We start from the raw sequence: 19,431 nt of genomic DNA on the forward strand, positions 1-19,431 counted from the left end.
AGGGACTGGCATTTACTACGATGACCAGCAAGCACTCCCAATAAACCCGGCGGATAAGCATCGCTCTAAAGGTTTCAAACAATGGTTATCTGGAACGAAGTAACTTAATGTCCACTCTCAGGAGGTCGATACTGAGTAGGTGCTAACCGTATGTGGCGTTAAGAGAGATTGAGTCAAAAGCGAATGCCTTGTGTAATAACGAGGATATGCTGACAGACTTACGGTGATTTGGAATGTAGAGTCACAGTAGCAATAAATATGTCTAAAACACGAAGAGTCACAACGGAATCAAATGAGGAAGCGATCCAACCCTTGAAGGAATTGCGAAATCATGAAACTGTGAATGATAAATCGATGGTGGAATGGAGGCACACTGACTGGCGTAAGCTAGAAAAACGTGTCTACAAGTTGCAAAAAAGAATCTACAAAGCCTCACAGCGTGGTAATGTCAAAGCAACTCGCAAACTCCAAAAGACGCTGATGAAGTCCTGGAGTGCAAAGTGTCTTGCGGTTAGACGGGTTACACAAGACAACCAAGGTAAGAAGACGGCGGGTGTGGACGGTGTGAAATCACTAACTCCAAAGCAACGTCTCACCTTAGTTGCCAAATTAAAATTAGGCTCAAAGGTATCGTCTACCAGACGTGTATGGATTCCAAAGCCTGGGAAAGATGAAAAAAGACCTTTGGGTATCCCGACAATGTATGACCGCGCATTGCAAGCTCTCGTAAAAATGGCACTTGAGCCAGAATGGGAAGCTAAGTTTGAACCTAACTCATATGGGTTTAGACCAGGACGCTCATGTCACGATGCTATCGAAGCTATTTTTAATAGTATCAAAACAAAACCAAAATTTGTTCTGGATGCTGACATATCAAAGTGCTTCGATAAAATCGACCACACGGCACTGCTAAGAAAATTAAATACATTCCCCACCATTCGCCGTCAAATACGTGCTTGGTTAAAAGCGGGAGTGATGGATAATCAGCAGTTCCAAGAGACATCTGAGGGTACTCCCCAAGGCGGAGTCATTTCGCCGCTTTTAGCAAACATTGCCCTCCACGGTATGGAAGAACGAATTAAACAATACGCTGAAACATTACCTGGTACAAAACGGGTCAATCGATTTAGTATATCGTTAACTCGTTACGCCGATGATTTCGTAATTTTACACGAAAATCTAGCCGTTGTTCAAAGATGTCAAACAATTATATCTGAGTGGTTAAAAGACATGGGTTTGGAATTGAAGCCATCAAAAACACGCCTAACTCATACTTTAAATAGGTATGAAAATGAAGAACCGGGGTTTAACTTCCTTGGTTTTAATATTAGGCAGTTTCGAGTGAGTAAATACCACTCAAAACAAGGTTTCAAAACAATCATCACCCCAAGCAAAGAAAAGCAGAGGATACACTACGAACGAATAGCTAGTGTCATCAATGACCACATCCCAGCTCCACAAGAGGCAATTATCAACCGATTAAATCCAATAATCAGGGGATGGTCTAACTACTATTCAACGGTAGTAAGTAAAGAAACTTACTCCACATTAGACAATCTTATGTATTCTAAGCTAAAAACTTGGGCAAAACGCCGTCACCCAAATAAATCAGGAGAATGGGTAACCAAGAAATACTGGCGCACCATTGGCGGTGATAATTGGGTCTTCGCCACTCCAAACAAAGGGGAAAAAAATTCGATGCGATTACTAAAACACGCAGAAATACCCATTGTTCGGCACGTAAAAGTGAAAGGCGATGCCAGTCCATACGATGGCAACCTAATTTATTGGAGTTCAAGAATGGGCGCACACCCTGAAGTGCCAAAAAGAGTAACAAAACTCTTAAAGCAACAAAAAGGAAAATGTGCTCACTGCGAATTGTACTTCCGAGAGGAAGATGTACTGGAAATTGACCACAAAATACCTCCAACTCAAGGAGGTAAAGACGAATATAAAAATCTCCAGTTATTACATAGACACTGCCACGACATAAAAACAGCCAATGACAAATTGGCTGGAGGTATGCACTTGGACAAGCACCAAATTACCGAGGAGCCGGATGAATTGAAAAATTCACGTCCGGTTTTGAAGACGAGTCGCTCTGGTGACGGAGCGGCTTAGTTTACTGTGCGATTCGTTCACTCGAAATGAATAATTTATTATTCAGGGATGAGTGGCAAGGAATAAGAACCGAGTAATCGGAACAGAACCTTTGACAACTAGATGACCATGAGGGTGACTCCGAGGAAATCCTAGAGTACATAAGAGAAGTCCCTCCCCGTAGGTGCAACTGTGACAGCATCACCCCTAGGCTAGCGACATTGTACCGATCTGGTGCTGTATCCAAAACTGTTATGTAGGGGATAGGTAACTCACGTTAAGTCGCCGCGCTACGCATCACACAAGATTTTCATATGCTTAATTCTCAAGAAAGAAACTCTTTTTCCTGAAATTGCTTGTACTGTTTATCTTTGGACTCAAAGTATTTTTCAACGGTTGTTTTTGCAGCTATAGCATTTTCCAACTCATCACCACCATTAGCTAGCAGGCGTTCTCTTACCCGTTTGCGGATATCAGAAACAATTTTCCCGTTGACGAGGCGAGTTTTTGACCAATCTAGAATGGGCGGTGGGTATAAACCGTGCTCGATGTACTTGCCTTGGAGAATTTCAGGTAAACTATACCCTAGCAACTTTGGTATCCAGTGGTAAATGAAGCGCAAATCTGAGTCTTTCTCCTCAATGTTTTTATTAGGATTGTAGATGCGAAAAGTTTCACTCAAAGGATTGGTAATACCTGCTTGCATCTGCCACTGCCAATTATCAATTGCTAAATCTCCATCCACCAAATAATTCATGTAGTGGCGTGCGCCGTAATGCCAGGAGATACCACAATTGATAGTTAAGAAAGTAGCACACATCGCCCGCATGCGAAAATTCATCCAACCCATTGTTTTCAGTTGTCTCATACTGGCATCCACCATTGGAAATCCAGTTAGCCCTTCACACCAAGCATGAAATAACTCTTGTTGCGATGAAGTGAGTTCGTCAGGTCGGTAATATTCATCAAATTCTGGGTAACGGTTGGTATATGCTATCTCTGGATGAAAGTACAACCGTTGAGTAAAACTATCGTGCCATCTTAGCCGATCGCGAAATGCCTTCAAAGAAAATTCCGCCTTTGGTTGATCGGCCAGTTCTCTTGCTCGCGCTTTGGTACTTTGATAGACAGTTCTCACCGAGATAGTTCCAAAAGCCAGGTGAGGTGAAAGATGTGACGTTGCTTTTTGTTGTGCCAGCCAGGGTTTTGATAATTTCCAATGATACCCATGAAATCGTTTTGTCAGAAAAGAATTTAGCGTAGAAAATGCCTGTGTTTCTCCGCCTTTAAAATAAACACGCTTTGTTTCGTAGAAATGACTGTATTTTTGTTTAAGTTCGGTGAAGGTCACTAGGGGTAGATTGAACGATAGCTGTGGAGTGTTAATGTGAATTGGCTTTAGGTGTGGAGATTGCCTGACATAGGTGTAGTATTCGTCAAACCATTTGTCGCGGCGATCGTCATCTGTCTGCAAGAAGTTGTTGAGACCGATGTGGCATTCCAGATTGAGTTGTTGGTAGAAGTTGGCGATAGCTCTATCGCGGCTCACTCCATACTCAACTTGCACGTCCCGATTAAAGTAGAGCTTGGGTCTGTGACCGAGTTGAATTAACTGTTGAGTGAGTTGTTGGAGAATGTCTACTGAATTTCCTTCAAATAAATATAATTGACTACTATTAGAGCGTAAGTTTTTCTCTAAATTTTCCAAAGACTCAAACAAAAATCTGACCCGTGCCTTACCTACCTCTGGTTGCTCGTAAAACCAAGGGTCAATAATAAAGCAAGGTAAGACAAGAGCAGCCTTAGCAGTTGCCCTAGCTACGCTTTCATTGTCGCTTAACCGCAAGTCCCGCCGAAACCAAAGAATGTGCATACATTAGTACTATCACTCCACCTCTATTTTGGCATTTTTAAGTTGGGGTGATGCGATTTGCCTAAAGGGCAGGAGCGAAGCTATCGCCATACGGATGAGTCCCGTAATTGCATAGATTTCATAACTAGAGCGATTTGGCAGCCAACTTTTCCTTTAAGTTACATTTACTGCCATCAACTGCTTCCACTTTACTGCCATTGCCTGGTAAAGTGACACTTCAAAGGGTTGGCGATCGCTCGTTTCAATCCCGTAGCCGGGGGTCGCTACGTTTCAAGTTCTTCAAACCGTCTCGGTAGTATGCTTCTAACAAATTTCAATCCCGTTACCGGGAATCGCTACGTTTCAAGGCCCAAGCCCAAACCAAGGAAACAGCCAAACCATTCGGTTTCAATCCCGTTACCGGGAATCGCTACGTTTCAAGTATTTTTTAATTTTACGTTTTCTGAGTTAATTTTGGTTGCCATCAGGTCAAGGACTGTTAATTACTGGACCAAGTGGCTTTGGAAAGAGTTCTCTGCTGCGTGCGCTCGCCTACCTTATGAAGCTGGAATGGTACTGAAAAACAGGCCCAAAGCCCCAATTCACTCAGCAGTGGCATTTGCTGAACAATTCTGGAACGCACAAAACCTAAATGAATCTGAGTAATTTACTTCAAACTCAATCGCAGAAGGTAATACCGCGATTGCATCACATTGTCCTCTCACTTGTCAAAAAAATTTTGTAGTATGCCATTGACAACCTGTAATATTTTATGTAGTATATATGTAGTAAAGCAGTGCGATTCGTTCTCTCAAAACCTAACTTTGTAAAGTGGAGTTCTCCATATCAAAGAATTAGGGGGAGAGAGGGAAAGGTTATATAACCTTTTACAACTTAGTACTCTTGTAGGTTCAATTCCTACCACCCAAACCCAAGGGTTGAATTCATAGCCCAGATTTAACAGGTTGGCAACTGTTACTTTCGGTGCATGGGTTAAATGCGGATAATGGGTAGTCACCTCCCCAAATCTCTGCAAGAGTTGGTAGACATGGATAACGTACAGTGAATGCAGTACAACTCGTCGTAATACTACGGGAAACGAAAGTGACTGAGAATAGTCCTCGGATGACTCTATTGGACTAACCAGAGTGGGGAGAGTCTAGGGAATTATCACCCCAATGCGCCCTACCTAAGAGTTGCACGTCCCCGATACCAGAGTTAGGTTATACAGACTGTGGCTAAGTGCTTCGTAGCCATGTATGGGTGTCTAAACCTCGGCGGAGACTGCAATCCTAAATTTACCGCGAAAGGAGTGCTAGGAACGAAGTAACTTGTTCAATGCTATCGGATACATGTTAATTACTGCTAACCGACAATTGAATAGGAACAACCTTTGAGGCAAATTGCTTCCATAGCAGTAATCCTAACTGAAAACGATAAGGTGAGCCAAACCGCACGGTTGAACAACAGGGATATCCTGAGAAGCCAATGCCCTAAGTAATGTTAGGGATATGCTGACGCAGGATAAGCGGTTGTGGAAGCTTCCAGAATAGTAACTCCTGATAAGCCTAATACATACTTTCGGGTAATGTGGGATGAATTCTATGCGTACAGGGTAAACGATTGACTATACCGTAATTGTCCGGTAGTAAAGGCGACCACAAAACGTCGAACGGTCTAATAGCCCCAAGGCGGTACAAGGAAAGGGTGAAATAGTAGAAGCCAAGGTCAAATTGCGAGTAATCCATACGACTATCTTTGACACAAGACCACACGCAGGAGCCGAATGAGATTGGAAACTCTCATGTTCGGTTCTGAATGAGAGGTGAAGGAAAGCGATTTCCTCATCGACTCTAACCTACAGCCTCTTAACAAGCTATAGAGCAAACACCCCTGAACCATGAAAACTAAATAATTGCCACTTAACGTAGGAATATAGCTTTGTGGACAAATAGATAAGTCGCTGTGCCTCTCAAGCACGGAGGAGCGGGTGCAACTCCCGTCGAGGCTTCCAAATGTGTCCAAGTCGCCTAATGGTAGGGTATGGTCTGCAAAACTGATTGTGCAAGTACCCTCCTCTTCGAGACGCTTCGTGAATGCAAATGCTTACACGAGCAATTCTCGCCCTGGACTCCAAGCGTTGCAGCGTCACCTAATGATAAGGTACTTGGCTCATAACCGAGAATATACGGGTTCAACTCCCGTCGCTGCTACCAAATGCACAGATGGTGTAATGGCAGCACTAGGGTCTCCAAAACCTTTGGTCAGGGTATCTCCTACGGAGACGCTTCGCGAACAAATTCTTGTCTGTGCGTTGCCGTGTCCTAATCGAAAAAGCTTACATACTCACCTAACGGTAAGGCAACTATCTCTCAAACAGTCTATGCAGGTTCAATTCCTGTGTGTGAATCAACAGCTTTTTTCACTTACACGGCATACATGGTGCAGAAGCGAAGTGGTCGAGCGGCACGTCTTTCAAGCGTGTAATTAGCGGGTTCGAGTCCCGTCTGTACTACTTCATGGGGTAACGAATGGCGATCGACAACAACAAAACCAACAAGCGTCCGTTTGTTAGTTAAGAGTTTGATTCCCCTTCACTCCATCCCTTGTAGATGTATTTTTACCAAGTGGACATTGATTTGGGTCGGTATCCAAGTCCGGTTGAAGGAAGCCGTCTGTAAAACGGATGCTTATGTGCTTCGTAGGTTCAAATCCTACCCGACCCATTATGGAGAGATTGCTATTGGCAGGGCAAGCTGTCCGCTAAACAGTCGTGGGATTCAGCATCTCACTGTGGGTTCAACTCCCACTCTCTCCGCTTTATGAGAACGTAGTGTAACTGGATAACACATCAGTCTACGAAACTGAAGAGTAAAGGTTCAAGTCCTTTCGTTCTCGCCTATGCCCTGGTAGCTCGGTTAATATATACTCCTGTAGCCCAATTGGAAGAGGCGGCTGTCTCAAAAACAGCCTGTGTATGGGTTCAAATCCCATCAGGAGTACCAACTAAAATATCAGGATGTAATTTCAGTGGTCTAGAAGCCTTGTTTTGGGGACAAGGAGTTGTAGGTTCAAATCCTACTATTCCGACCATTTGCCCTTATGACGGAACTAGCAAACGTGTTAGTCTTAGAAACCAAATTTTGTAAGTATCTCCTCTGGAGTCGAACGTGAGTTCGTCTCTCACCAAGGGTATTGATACTCCCATGGCGAAATTGGTAAACGCTTCCGTTTGAGGGACGGAATTATTGCAGGTATCTCCTATGCCTCCTTCGTCGGCACGCTTTGCTATCGGAGACGCTGAGTCGCTGCGCGACACGCTTCGCGATGCCGCAGGCTATGCCCGCAAGGGCTATACGCGAACGACTCCTGTCGGGAGTACTAATTGGGTCGTTAGCAGAGCAGATATGAAACCGTCTTTTAAGCGGACTTATCCAAGTTCAACCCCTGAACGACCCACCAAACAAATAATGCCCCTGTGATGCAATTGGCAGACATGACCTGCTTAAAACGGGTTTTCTACAGGTTCAAATCCTGTCAGGGGTACTCGCGGAGATTGAGCTATGGTGCGCTCTGGGGTCTCATAAGCCTTCACGTACCGGGTTCAAATCCCGGCTCCGCTACCAAATGCTGGTGTGGCTCAACGGCAGAGCAATTGCCGATGTTTGTGATGGGTTGCGGGTTCAACTCCTGTCACCAACTTCAATACGGGTGTGATGTAATGGCTAACATCTGAGTGCGCCATACTCAGCGTATGCGTTCGAGTCTCATCACTCGCTTTTGTAGCCCTGTAGTTCAATAGTGGAGCAACTGTCTTACAAACAGAGGGTTACAGGTTCAAATCCTGTCAGGGCTACCAATTTATAGGAGTGTCGTCTAATGGATGGGCATCGCTCTTCGCTCGGCGATTTGTAGCGGTTCAACTCCCTTCACTCCTTCTGTCTGGGGTCATAGCTCAACTGGCTAGAGCGTCCGCCTTGCAAGCGGGAGGTTAGGGGTTCAAATCCCCTTGATTCCACTGATGGTGTCTGATAGCGTATAGCCCTTACGGGCATAGCCTGCGGCATCGCGTAGCGTGTGCCTTGCACATAGCGTGGCACAAAAGTGCTATAGCCAAAGTGGTCGCGGCGCTCGTTTGTGGAACCAGTTATAACAGGTTCAAGTCTCGTCGGGCACCCCTTTAAGGAAGATGCCGCTAAATGGTCGGCAACCGGTCTTGAAAACCGGGGTGGGGTAACACCCAGGGGTTCGATTCCTCCATCTTCCGCCTTCCACCTGAAGTCGAAAAGCGAGGCACTGTACTGATAACACAGATACAGGAGGGCCAGTACCTCCTTGGTGGATTTGTTTCAGGACTGAGCGCTTGTGCAATCCAAAATATGAGAACAGGCGATCGCCAACTCATTTTTCAAAGCTTGTCCCGGCTTTTCTGCTTTGATATCAATACCTCTATAAAGAGCCGCACGATTGGAGTTAAAGGTTCTGGAGAACTTTACCGCAAACCCGTTGCAATACTGAATGCCTCACCACGAGCAATACACGCACAAGCTTCCTTGAAGGAAACACTGCTAACAATGGATGCACGTATTATTGATGAAGCATCAATAACAGTCCAACTCCCCAGCAATCAAATTAATGAATTTGGTATCCTTTCGCTCTCTGAAATATCGAGTGTATTGCACAATACTATTGTAACCTTCGTATCGGCAATTAAATCTTTCCAGTCTTAAATACTGCTGAACTACATTTCTATTAAAACTTCAGCAAGAATGTCAAGAGCAATTTCAATCTGGTTGCGATCGATGATTAAAGGTGGGCAGAAGCGAATAGCAGCTTTACCACAACCTAGTAATAACAAACCTTTTAGGAAAGCTCGTTGAACAATACGATCGCGCAACTGCGAATTGTAATTTCCCTCACAGTCTAATAAATCTACCGCCACCATCAATCCTTTCCCTCGTGGTGAAGAAACTTGCGGAAATTGTTGCGACAAACGGTGCAAACCAGCTTGCAAGACTTCTCCCATGGCAGTTGCATTTGCCATTAAACCACTTTCTAGCAGTTTGAGCGTGGCAATCGCTGCTGCACAAGCCACTGGATTGCCTCCAAAGGTCGTTGCGTGAGAACCGGGTGACCAAGTCATAATTTCAGGGCGGGAGAGAATAGCCCCTAAAGGAAGACCGCTAGCAATCCCTTTCGCTGTGGTAATGATATCAGGCATCACACCCCAATGCTCGATCGCAAATAAACGACCGGTACGTCCCATACCTGCTTGGACTTCATCCACAACCATCAACATACCGTGGCGATCGCATATTTCCCTAATTCGCTGTAAAAACCCATCCTCTGGGACAATATAACCGCCTTCTCCTTGAATGGCTTCAACAACAATTGCTGCCACCTCTTTAGGTGGCAACATGGTTGGAAATAGTTGTTTTTCTAGGTAATCCAAGCTAGCGTGAGTGCCATAAGGAATATGAGTCACACCTGGAACGAGAGGACCGAAATTTGCCCGTTGGACTGTCTTAGAACCAGTAAGGGACATAGCCCCATAAGTGCGTCCGTGGAATGCTCCTAAAAAGGCAATAATTAAAGAGCGTCCGGTATAGTATCTAGCAAGTTTGATTGCTCCTTCATTGGATTCTGCACCTGAATTTGTGAAAAATACTTTAGCAGGAAAAGAAGTTTTTCCAGTACCCTCTCCAACAACAGGTGGAAAGGGCGCACGGGAAGCTAATTTTTCCGCGAGTTCCACCATAGGTTCGTAGTAAAAATCAGTCCCTGACATATGTATCAGGTTTGCGGCTTGCTCTTGAATCGCTCGGACAACTTCTGGATGGCAGTGTCCCGTTGCGGTGACAGCAATACCCGCAGTCATATCTAGAAATACGTTCCCATCCACGTCTTCTACCATGCAACCTTCACCACGAGCCACAACTAACGGGTAATCTCGGGTATAAGAAGGCGAAGTGACAGCGCGATCGCGTTCTACAAGATCGAGAGTTTTCGATCCTGGTAAAGAAGTGATTATATGAGGTTTACAGGGTAAAGAGATTTTCGATTTTCGATTTTCGATTTTCGATTGCGAAAGTTCTAGCATAAAAAAATTGATATCTAAATAAGCTTTAATATTCTTCGATTGAGGTCATCTGTTGTGTATTTGATATTACAAATATTGCAAGACCCCGTAAGGGGATAATTACCGAGCGAATATTTGCTTTGTGTAAAGTATCCCACTATCAAACTCACCCATTTATTTTTGCGCTCGTCTTTCAAAACAGGATTCATCCACGATTATCAATTTGAGCGCGTTGTAAGTTTCCAGAGAAATCTACGTAGACAGTTTTCCAATCCGTAAATACATCCAAAACTGCAGTACCAGCTTCTCGGTGTCCGTTACCCGTTTGCTTGACACCACCAAAAGGTAAATGTACCTCGGCACCAATTGTGGGACCGTTGATGTAAGTAATACCGGCTTCAATATCGCGCATGGCAGTGAAAGCACGGTTGATATCGCGAGTATATATGGAAGATGAAAGACCGTAAGGTGTATCGTTCAGGATTGCGATTGCTTCCTCAAAAGAGCGTACTTCTATCAACGCCACGACAGGTCCGAATATTTCTTCACGAGCAACGCGCATTTGAGGAGTGACAAAATCTAAAATAGTCGGTTGGAAAAAGTAGCCGTTCTGCAAACCTTCCACAGCAGCCACTTCTCCACCGATTAAAACCTTTGCTCCTTCTTCACGGGCAATATCTAGATATTTGCTAACGCGTTGGAGTTGCTTCTCATTAACAATAGGTCCTACATCGGTATCGGAGTCAGTACCGGGACCCAACCGCAGCTGACTGGTACGTTCTTTCAGCATAAAGGTAAATTTCTCTTTGATATCGCGATGTAGCAGCAAACGACTGGTTGCAGTACATCTCTGACCTGCAGTTCCAAATGCGCCCCAGACCGCACCATCCAAAGCAAGTTGCAAATCCGCATCTTCCATGACAATTTGGGCATTTTTACCACCCATCTCCAGACACACGCGTTTGTGAGTTCGCCCGCAGGTAGAAGCAACAAAAGCACCCGTTTCAGAAGATCCAGTGAAAGAGACTAAGTCAACATCAGGATGCTCAACTAAAGCTTTCCCCGCTTCCTCTCCCACTCCATGTACCAAGTTGATAACACCATCAGGAAAACCAGCCTCTGCGAAAATTTCTACGAGTTTGGTAGCACAAGCAGGAGTATCTTCTGCTGGCTTGAGAATTACGGTATTACCACATACTAAAGCTGGCATTGCTTTCCAACAAGGAATAGCAACTGGAAAATTCCACGGTGTAATCAGAGCACAAACCCCAACAGGCATTCTCACTGTCATGGCAAATTTATTGGGCATTTCAGATGGTGTAGTTTGCCCAAATAAACGACGTCCTTCGCCAGCACTGTAATAGGCACAATCAATGCCTTCTTGAACATCGCCCCTTGCTTCTGCCAGAGGTTTACCCATTTCCCGGCTCATTAATAAAGCCAGTTCTTCTTTATACTGACGCAAGAGTTCTCCGACTCGTTGAACGTATTCTGCTCTAGCTGGGGCTGGAATAAGCCGCCAACTGCGGTATGCACGACGAGCAGCAGCTACGGCTGTCTCAACGTCAGTTGCAGCCGAACGCGGACAGGTGGCAACGACTTCACCCCTGTCTGCAGGATTGCGGCTTTCTAAGGTAGCTCCTGATGCAGCATTTACCCATTCTCCGGCGATGTAATTACGACAAGTTAGGAAATTGCTCATTTTTTACACCTCCGGATTGTAAGACCCATGACTCCCAGTGTGGCTTGTACTATTTATTATCGTCAAATGAAATAACAGATTGTAACATTGGCAACAAATGTAACTCATTCCTAAGGAATCAAAGCCATTACTGCAGCAGGGGAGCCAGAACCATCTTTTAACCTCAGAACACCAATAACAAGCGTAGTTCCCTTTGGTGGTAACTGGTCTAAATTAGTCAAATTCTCCAATACAATACGTGGTTCTTTTAATACTAGAAAGTTAGTTGCAAAAGTAGTTTCTTGACCTGCATCGACTCCGTGAGTATCAATTCCTACTCCCGCAATCTGACGCTCTTCTAGCAAAAACTTTGTTGCCTCAGATCCAAATCCAGGAAAGTGCATTCCTCCGTGAGAATCCCAGTTAAAAAAAGCATTTTCATCCAACCACTTTTCCTGCCAACCTGTATGAAGGAGCACTATACAGTTCGAGGGAATTTTGCCGTTTTGTTGTTCCCAAGCGAGAATATTGTCCGTAGAAAGAACGCAATCTGGATGACTCAGTGCTTGCTCCCGAATCGAGATTGTCACAGCTGGTAAAATTAACGAATTTGCAGGATAGCGATCGATACTCACACCATCAGCGTAAAAGCTGTTAGGAGCATTCATGTGAGTCGCACTGTGTTCTCCTAGAGAAAACCGCCGCAAGTAATAACCATCTTTATCTAACTCTGCTACAGTCTCAAATTCAACAGGGGGATCGCCTTTCCACAAGGGAATTCCTGTATCAATCGTATGGCTCAAATGCACTACACGCGAATAAGTAATACGTCTTTTCTTCTCACCTTCTTTGCTTTCTCTGCGCCCGTGCAGTTCATCAAACAGATTTTGCTTTCGAGTCAACCTCCCCAAAGTAGCCTCCATAACAGCAGAAGTTTGACCGGTCACGGTAAATACCAGTGCCTCGCGATAAACCCGTTGTGCGTTACGATCGCTGTAGAGCGCAGAGCCACTAGAAACCGCGATCGCTGTATGGGAAATTCTAGCCGCTAGATCGATTGCCCAAGCCCGCAATTGCAACCGTTCTGCAACAGACATCTCTAAATTTTGTTGTGCTTCTCGAATAGCAGTGCGACAATTGTTGAGTTCCTGCTCAAGACTTTCAAAAGCATTGGTCATAAAAGGCAGAGATTTTTTCTTTGCAGCAGACTCTAAAATATCCAAACCACCAAGAGCACATCCCGTAGCCAAAAAAGTCGCACGCAGAACATTCTTCTTGTCATTGTCATGAATCCAGCCAGCAGGTTTAATGAAAACAACATCTTCTGCAGGCAAAAACCAGTCAGTCAAAGTTGCTTTGACGGTGTTGGTAGATGTCATCGCTGCAAGCTGTGCGGGCGGTGAAAACTCTATACGGCTTAAACCGTTATGCTCGCTTATCGCACCTCCTGACTCTTGATGTATTTCTACCAAAGGGACTATACCGAAAACAGCGCGATCGTCAGGTAAAGTAGCAGCAACAATAAACTTACTAAAAAGATTCCAACCTGTAACCCAAGGTACAACTCCATTGAGTTGATAACCCCCCAGTACTGGTACGCCAGTAACAAGTGCTTCTCCTTCACGTCGTAGCTGAGAAAAACCCACTCCCAGTAAAACTTGAGCGTCACTCATATAGGGAAGGTACTTCTGTTGAAGAGAAGTATTATGACTAGCAACAAGCATACTAGCAGCACTTTGGTGTTGGGTTTGTAAAAAAGCTAGAGCACCAGAATATCGGGCTACCAGTTCTTGAAAACTACCGAATACTTGCTCGCTGACTTCTCTTCCACCCCATCTGTCTGGTACTCTCAGAGCAAGCATCCCTAACTTTCCCAAACCTTGCAGTGCTTGAAATAAAGCGTTTGAGTTAAAGTCTATCTCATTCGCCAAAGGTGCTACTTCTTTTTGCAAGAAAGACCGGGCTACTTGTAAAAGAGAATCCGTATTGTCTAGAGTTTCTTGTTTAACACCATCCATCGCCAGCTATATTTGATTGCCATTTCTTTTTTTACTGCTATTTCTCAAGTAAAGAACCCCCCCAACTCCCAGAAATACTAGGTTTTGGAGGGTTCAAATGTTGCAGCAAAAAGTGAATTATTAATAAATTAACAGCCAAGAAGTAAATTTAAAATTAAGAAACGGTTAAGTTTTAGTAAAAATATTCTCTAAACTCTATAACAGTTATAAAAAATTAATAATTTTTATGTGCTGAATTTTACAATTTTGTATAAGTATTACTCTGGGTAGTTGTAAAAATCTAAGAAATACGTTATGCGTTGAAAATTTCTCTAAAAATACGTGTCTTTTCTAATTATTGGCTCTTAAAAGTCAAAGCACAAAGTTTGAATAACGACAAATTCTATTTTTTAATGGTAATTAAATATACTAAAATGTGCAACTGTATTGTACAGTTAAAACTCTGTAACCAATTAATAAGCGTATATTAGTGCCTTCACTGATAATCTTTCGATACAGATAGTTAATTAACAGTGAATTTCAAGCCAAGAAAACAAAAAGGGCGCAATGCCTTGCGCCCTTAAGGTCATACTGTACTACGAGGACTTTTATTAATAGGCAATCCACTCTGGAGAAATTGTGTCTAGAGGAGTTTCAGAGGTCGTTGTTCCATTAACAGTCCAAATGGAGTTTTCACCAGAGTTGTAATTGCGCCAGAACACATCAGTCTTACCATCGCCATTGTAATCACCAACTTTGGGCTGTTTAGCCACATCAGTTGCAGGTAAGAAGGCAGCAGTAGAAACTGTTGTGCCATCCATTAACCAAGCAGTGTTCTCGCCAGTCGTTTCATTGTGCCAGAGAATATCCGTCTTACCATCACCATTAAAATCACCTACGCTAGATTTCCAAGAAAGATCGAGCTTTTGCACGGAGCCAGAAGTGATGAAAATACTATTCATCAACCACACCGTGTTTTCCCCCGTTTGGTTATTGCGCCAGAGAATATCGGTTTTGTTATCTCCGTTAAAATCACCAAAGGTGTAGCTGTCCCATGTGGGATCTAATGATGACAGACCATATTTTGAGGTATTAGTACCATCCATAAACCAGACGGCATTTTCCCCAGATACTGTATTGTGCCAAAAAATGTCATTCTTACCATCGCCATTGAAATCAACGATGTTAGAAGTCCAAGATGAGTCGGCTGCATCAATAAAAGCAGAAGTAAGGACTCTAGTGTCATCCATCAACCAAGTTGCATTATCACCCGTTTGAGAGTTGCGCCAGAAAATGTCACTCTTACCATCGCCATTAAAGTCAGCAATACTCGCAGTCCATGCCGCGTCGATTTTGTCCAAATAAACTTCAGAGGCAATGTTAACCCCATCCATAATCCAAATAAGGTTTTCTCCTGTTGATTTGTTACGCCAAAACAAATCTGTTTTCCCATCCCGATTGAAATCTGCATAGGAAAAGTCCCAAGAAAAATCTATCTGTCTGGGGGTGGATCCATTGGCTACCCTTGTGCCATCCATCTGCCAAATAGCCACTTCATTCGTTTGGGTATTACGCCAAAATTTGTCAGTTTTGCCATCACCGTTAAAGTCGGGAACGAGTGCTGCATTACTGTATTGAGGGTTGGGATTGGGATTTTTAGCCGTTGTTGTTGCAAGCGTTGAATCAGACAAATCACTTAGCAGATTTTGTGACGATCGCCCCCAATCGTAAGTAGTGTCTAAAGCATCTGTAATCACAGAATTATTGGAGATTAGCAGAGACGAAAGTTCACTAGTACTTGTAGAATTGACAGTTTTAGATTCAAACATAATGTTTGGTTACGACTAGTGTTCATCATTTTTTTAACTGCTTTTTTATAATGTTTCTGTTAAAAGGTAACATCTAATAATTTCTGATGTGTAAAAGTTGCATAAGCTTTAGAACGCTCTATTCTCAAGTCAGGCAAGGCACTGCCAAGCAAGAGCGAACGTTTGGCACTGCCGATCCTACTGAGTTATCTAAGTATTATTGGGTTGCGTTCGCTATTTATTAGCTACTGAAGTTACTATTTCTTACAAAATCTGACTTACCCAACCTTTGAGACTTACAGTTCTCAGGACTTTTTCGTACTGCGTTAAAAGAATAAATAGCTTAATTTTAGTTATAGAGAGGAGGACAAATTATTTATATTTTCACTTCTTAGCTATGAAATTAAAACTATCTACTTTTTCATTTTTAACTATTTCTATTATCGTTGCTTCTGGAATACAATCTGCCGAAGCCACAAGAGTAACAAACAATATCGATCGACAAAACTATACCCGCAGTATTGCTTTTGATAGGATTCCCTCAATGCTCGAGACGGGCGATCGCTTGAAAACAGAATCACCTTATTCCCCTGCAAGAGCAGAGATAGCAAAAATCGATAGAGTTAGCAGTGGTAACAAGTTGCAGCGTCTAAACCCACAGCCAATTTTAATTGCCTCACAGTGCAAAAGCCCGTGTAAAACCGAAATTTGAGAAAGACAGAATAGCTCTTACCACAGCTACATGGTGTATTTACTTGAGAAGAATCCCGTTTCATTAACTTGCGTGTTTCCAGTCGCTAAGTTGTTCGCACTCTTGCTGCTTGATTGGACGCGGACGTATTGGTCTTAAAGGAGTGCCAATATCCACCGCAGAAAAAGATTTTTGTCTCTTCTTAGAAGATTGTTGTTGGGTAGGGTGAGTTTCTATAGTTGTCATAAGTTTACCTCTATGTTGCCGATTGGGGGTTTGTGAATCTCATTGCATGAATGAATTTACCATTAATGCCCGAACGTTAATCAGTATTCCCAATTTTCCATCAACTATCACTCTATCTGAGGTAATTTCCGGAAAAAATCCGGGAAATAGATTTGGAGATTCACCGAACTACATTTGATTGAGTGACATAACTGCACTAGTTCGAGGACAACAGAGGCAATATCGCATCACAGCCCACTCCCTCACTTATTGTGCCTGCTGCTCGCAAATCATTAGGTCACGGGACTCCTGCCGAATTCGCCCCAAACTGGCAGCTTCCTGCAACGACATAAAAGCATCAAAATCTTCTATGTCATACTTTGTTTGTAAAAGTTTTCGCAACTGTTCTTCCGCAGTAACGGTAAGATATCCAGTTGTTATAACCTGTTGAACAACCTCACGGATTAACATCATAATCTCAACCTATGTAGTGAAATAACTACAACTGCCCATAAGCTTATTTTCGCTCTTTTTAAGAAATCTTTACAATCTCTCTTTCGATAGGCTTTATTTCCTCACTAAAACTTTACAAACTATCACAAGGTAGAGCAATGACAAATTTTTACCAATTTCCGCAAGATTTTTGTTGGGGTGCTGCTACTGCTTCCTACCAAATAGAAGGTGCATATGAAGAAGGAGGTCGCAAACCCAGTGTTTGGGACACTTTTAGCGCCACTCAGGGAAAAGTGCTTAATGGTGATACGGGTGCAGTTGCGTGCGATCATTACCATCGCTATCAATCAGATGTAGAACTGATGGTAACCTTGGGAATCAAACACTACCGCTTCAGTATTGCCTGGACTCGTATTCTTCCTGATGGTCGCGGTACAGTCAACGAAGAAGGTATTGATTTTTACAAGCGTTTGGTAGACTGCTTGCTCGAGCATGGCATCACGCCTCACGTTACTCTGTTTCATTGGGATAGCCCTCAAACACTTGAGGATTTGTACGGTTCTTGGCAAAGTCGCCAAATGGCATATGATTACGCCGACTACGTGAAAGCAGTTGTCAAGCGGCTGGGATCGCGTATCGGTCATTGGATAACTCTGAATGAAATTCCCTGTTTTACTCATTTAAGTTATGATGCAGAGCGAGAAGCACCCCATGCTCCAGGCAAACGTGTTAGCAGTGCAAAGGAAGTTTGGCAAACTTCTCACCACGCTTTACTTGCTCATGGTTTGGGATGCCAAGCAATTCGAGAAGCCTCACCTATTCCCTGTCAAGTGTCTCTGGTAGATAATATCTCGGTTACAGTTCCGATTAACGAATCCCCAGCCAATATTACAGCAGCCAAAAATGCTTTCCAAACTAGCTGGGTAAATGGTGGAGTTATTTTTCCAGCACTGACAGGTAACTACAGTTCTGCCATGCTCGATCTATTGGGAGAACAAGCACCCGATGTTCAACCTGGTGATTTGGAAATAATTCATCAACCCCTGGATGCGATCGGTTTAAATATATACACGGGAACTTATGTTCGTGCTGCAGATAATAAACTCGGTTATGAATTTCTCGATTTACCTAAAGGTTACCCACAAATGTATATGCCCTGGTTAAATATTGTGCCAGAGAGTCTTTATTGGGGCATTCGTCACATTAGTGAAACTATGCAACGAAATGACTTACCCGTTTACATTACGGAAAACGGCTGCGCCACGCAAGATGAAATTAACACTCATGGCGAAGTCATTGACACGGATAGAATTTTCTACTTGCGACAGTACCTCAAAGCAGCTCATCGTGCTGTGAGTGAAGGGTATCCTTTAAAGGGATATTTTGTATGGAGCTTAATGGACAATTTTGAGTGGGCGTGGGGATACTCCCGACGTTTTGGAATTACATATATAGATTACAAAACACAGCAACGTATCCCAAAAGCTAGTTTTGAGTGGTATGCAGAGTGTATCCGTCAAAACAGCATTGTTTGATACAAAGTTTGAAAATACTTACAACTGGCGATGGGAGTAACTCGTAATTACCCTTATACCAATTTTCTATGAAGATGCATACAAGCAAAGCCTGCCTTCGCAGGCTTTGCTTGTATAGTTTCACCCTTCTAGGGTGAGGAGAATAATGTGCAACTTTACATAAAATTGGTATTAATTATTAACTGAAGGGTTACGTTTAATCTCAATCATTGCATTCCAAGTACTGTATCCAACAATTCCATCATTAGTTAAGCGATCGTGCTTCTGCTGAAAAGCTTTAACTGCAGCCGCAGTCGCAGAACCGTAAACACCATCAAGCGCACCCGTGTAGTAGCCTTGTTCTTTTAAAAAAGCTTGAACGTCTCTAACAGGTGCTCCTTCACTTCCAAGTTGTAACTTTGGTGCTGCTTCTGGTGAATATTGGCCGATCTCGCTGATTGATACTAATTTTGTTGGAGCTGTATATTGATTGAGCTTCTTCTCAGCAGATGCATTTAGAGGAGTTTGAGCCGCTGTTGGTTTGCTGGTAAAAGGCAAAGCAGCCAATGCGATCGCTGAGAAAATACTAAGAAATCGTATATGTGGGTTAATCCATTTGGTTTTCATAAAATTCTCCTTTTTAAGAAGACGGACAAAATCGTTTTTAATTTTTAAATAAGGAGTTTTGAGTTCATCACTATGTGTGTTCATGTAAAGTCAAACAATCTCGAGCTACATCTATAAGTTAATTTTTTGACAAATGAATTTATTTCAAAATAATAAAATTATGAAACTTTTGCATGGTTCATAGGTGGGACTTAAAAGTTGTAGAATGTCTAACCAACGAGATAATTTTAGGTCATCATTAATGGGTAATAATTCTCGAGAACGATCGGCGATCCAAAATGCTTACTTAATATTGCGATATGCTGCGCGATACCACAGACTATCTCGTAAGTACTACGCGCTATCAGCACGGGACTCATCGCTTGGATAGACTCACCAAAATTAAGAGTTTGAAACTTAACCTA

14 protein-coding genes, 12 tRNA genes and 2 pseudogenes are annotated in these 19,431 nt (G+C 43.2%); 20 read left to right on the forward strand and 8 right to left on the reverse strand.

Features of this window, described 5'->3' with window-relative positions; all coding sequences use genetic code 11:
• The first annotated feature begins 258 nt into the window (after positions 1–258).
• On the forward strand, positions 259–2,121 hold the full coding sequence (gene ltrA / locus HC643_RS04175; RefSeq protein ID WP_082051694.1) for a group II intron reverse transcriptase/maturase: 1,863 nt from the start codon (positions 259–261) through the stop codon (positions 2,119–2,121).
• Positions 2,122–2,425: 304 nt separating this feature from the next.
• Here the strand turns inward: ltrA and HC643_RS04180 are convergent, their stop codons facing one another.
• Positions 2,426–3,973, reverse strand: coding sequence for an FAD-binding domain-containing protein (locus HC643_RS04180; RefSeq protein ID WP_038092775.1), 1,548 nt, complete (start codon positions 3,971–3,973; stop codon positions 2,426–2,428).
• Positions 3,974–4,501: 528 nt separating this feature from the next.
• Here HC643_RS04180 and HC643_RS41195 point away from each other — a divergent pair.
• The 16 genes and pseudogenes from HC643_RS41195 to HC643_RS04260 all read left to right on the forward strand — a co-directional run.
• Positions 4,502–4,618 (forward strand): annotated as a pseudogene (locus HC643_RS41195) (HNH endonuclease); the annotation flags it as partial.
• A 1,271-nt stretch (positions 4,619–5,889) separates the two neighbouring features.
• A tRNA-Glu gene (locus HC643_RS04190) sits at positions 5,890–5,966 on the forward strand.
• A 127-nt stretch (positions 5,967–6,093) separates the two neighbouring features.
• Positions 6,094–6,168: transfer RNA gene (locus HC643_RS04195), tRNA-Met, on the forward strand.
• A gap of 225 nt (positions 6,169–6,393) precedes the next feature.
• Positions 6,394–6,467 (forward strand) — tRNA-Glu (locus tag HC643_RS04200).
• 126 nt (positions 6,468–6,593) lie between these two features.
• Positions 6,594–6,678: transfer RNA gene (locus tag HC643_RS04205), tRNA-Tyr, on the forward strand.
• Positions 6,679–6,682: 4 nt separating this feature from the next.
• Positions 6,683–6,770, forward strand: a tRNA-Ser gene (locus tag HC643_RS04210).
• A gap of 6 nt (positions 6,771–6,776) precedes the next feature.
• Positions 6,777–6,850: transfer RNA gene (locus HC643_RS04215), tRNA-Arg, on the forward strand.
• A gap of 29 nt (positions 6,851–6,879) precedes the next feature.
• Positions 6,880–6,957, forward strand: a tRNA-Leu gene (locus HC643_RS04220).
• A 10-nt stretch (positions 6,958–6,967) separates the two neighbouring features.
• A tRNA-Pro gene (locus HC643_RS04225) sits at positions 6,968–7,045 on the forward strand.
• A 170-nt stretch (positions 7,046–7,215) separates the two neighbouring features.
• On the forward strand, positions 7,216–7,434 hold the full coding sequence (locus HC643_RS04230) for a hypothetical protein (protein ID WP_153021622.1): 219 nt from the start codon (positions 7,216–7,218) through the stop codon (positions 7,432–7,434).
• Positions 7,425–7,498: transfer RNA gene (locus HC643_RS04235), tRNA-Leu, on the forward strand. Before HC643_RS04230 ends, HC643_RS04235 begins: the two co-directional genes overlap by 10 nt.
• A gap of 2 nt (positions 7,499–7,500) precedes the next feature.
• Positions 7,501–7,578: transfer RNA gene (locus tag HC643_RS04240), tRNA-Met, on the forward strand.
• Between the two features lie 3 nt (positions 7,579–7,581).
• A pseudogene (locus tag HC643_RS04245) lies at positions 7,582–7,654 on the forward strand.
• An 82-nt stretch (positions 7,655–7,736) separates the two neighbouring features.
• Positions 7,737–7,811: transfer RNA gene (locus tag HC643_RS04250), tRNA-Val, on the forward strand.
• Positions 7,812–7,896: 85 nt separating this feature from the next.
• Positions 7,897–7,970 (forward strand) — tRNA-Ala (locus tag HC643_RS04255).
• A gap of 361 nt (positions 7,971–8,331) precedes the next feature.
• Complete coding sequence (locus tag HC643_RS04260) at positions 8,332–8,682, forward strand: hypothetical protein (RefSeq protein ID WP_050045577.1); 351 nt, start codon at positions 8,332–8,334, stop codon at positions 8,680–8,682.
• A gap of 11 nt (positions 8,683–8,693) precedes the next feature.
• On the opposite strand, the gene HC643_RS04265 is transcribed toward HC643_RS04260, so the two are convergent.
• The 4 genes from HC643_RS04265 to HC643_RS04280 form a co-directional block, all read right to left on the reverse strand.
• Complete coding sequence (locus HC643_RS04265; protein WP_038083722.1) at positions 8,694–10,052, reverse strand: acetyl ornithine aminotransferase family protein; 1,359 nt, start codon at positions 10,050–10,052, stop codon at positions 8,694–8,696.
• Positions 10,053–10,236: 184 nt separating this feature from the next.
• Positions 10,237–11,733, reverse strand: a complete 1,497-nt coding sequence (locus HC643_RS04270) for an aldehyde dehydrogenase family protein (protein ID WP_038083712.1) — start codon at positions 11,731–11,733, stop codon at positions 10,237–10,239.
• 110 nt (positions 11,734–11,843) lie between these two features.
• Positions 11,844–13,730, reverse strand: coding sequence for a cyclase family protein (locus HC643_RS04275; protein ID WP_038083710.1), 1,887 nt, complete (start codon positions 13,728–13,730; stop codon positions 11,844–11,846).
• 590 nt (positions 13,731–14,320) lie between these two features.
• On the reverse strand, positions 14,321–15,538 hold the full coding sequence (locus HC643_RS04280; protein WP_038083708.1) for an FG-GAP repeat domain-containing protein: 1,218 nt from the start codon (positions 15,536–15,538) through the stop codon (positions 14,321–14,323).
• A 376-nt stretch (positions 15,539–15,914) separates the two neighbouring features.
• Here HC643_RS04280 and HC643_RS04285 point away from each other — a divergent pair, with 376 nt between their 5' ends.
• Complete coding sequence (locus tag HC643_RS04285) at positions 15,915–16,229, forward strand: hypothetical protein (RefSeq protein ID WP_038083705.1); 315 nt, start codon at positions 15,915–15,917, stop codon at positions 16,227–16,229.
• Positions 16,230–16,292: 63 nt separating this feature from the next.
• Here HC643_RS04285 and HC643_RS04290 read toward each other — a convergent pair whose 3' ends face one another.
• Together HC643_RS04290 and HC643_RS04295 are read right to left on the reverse strand one after the other, a co-directional pair.
• On the reverse strand, positions 16,293–16,454 hold the full coding sequence (locus HC643_RS04290) for a hypothetical protein (RefSeq protein WP_167844621.1): 162 nt from the start codon (positions 16,452–16,454) through the stop codon (positions 16,293–16,295).
• A 246-nt stretch (positions 16,455–16,700) separates the two neighbouring features.
• A complete protein-coding gene (locus HC643_RS04295; protein ID WP_038083701.1) occupies positions 16,701–16,907 on the reverse strand; it encodes a hypothetical protein in 207 nt (68 codons plus the stop codon).
• A 137-nt stretch (positions 16,908–17,044) separates the two neighbouring features.
• On the opposite strand from HC643_RS04295, the gene HC643_RS04300 reads away from it, so the two are divergent.
• Positions 17,045–18,421, forward strand: coding sequence for a GH1 family beta-glucosidase (locus tag HC643_RS04300; RefSeq protein ID WP_038083698.1), 1,377 nt, complete (start codon positions 17,045–17,047; stop codon positions 18,419–18,421).
• Between the two features lie 171 nt (positions 18,422–18,592).
• On the opposite strand, the gene HC643_RS04305 is transcribed toward HC643_RS04300, so the two are convergent.
• Positions 18,593–19,027, reverse strand: a complete 435-nt coding sequence (locus HC643_RS04305; protein ID WP_050045576.1) for a peptidoglycan-binding domain-containing protein — start codon at positions 19,025–19,027, stop codon at positions 18,593–18,595.
• A 241-nt stretch (positions 19,028–19,268) separates the two neighbouring features.
• On the opposite strand from HC643_RS04305, the gene HC643_RS41995 reads away from it, so the two are divergent.
• Positions 19,269–19,397 (forward strand): hypothetical protein, encoded by a 129-nt coding sequence (locus HC643_RS41995; RefSeq protein WP_272899698.1) that lies wholly within the window; start codon positions 19,269–19,271, stop codon positions 19,395–19,397.
• Positions 19,398–19,431 lie beyond the last annotated feature (34 nt).

Origin of the sequence: Tolypothrix bouteillei VB521301 (genome assembly GCF_000760695.4) — a bacterium.
Taxonomy (GTDB): domain Bacteria; phylum Cyanobacteriota; class Cyanobacteriia; order Cyanobacteriales; family Nostocaceae; genus Scytonema; species Scytonema bouteillei_A.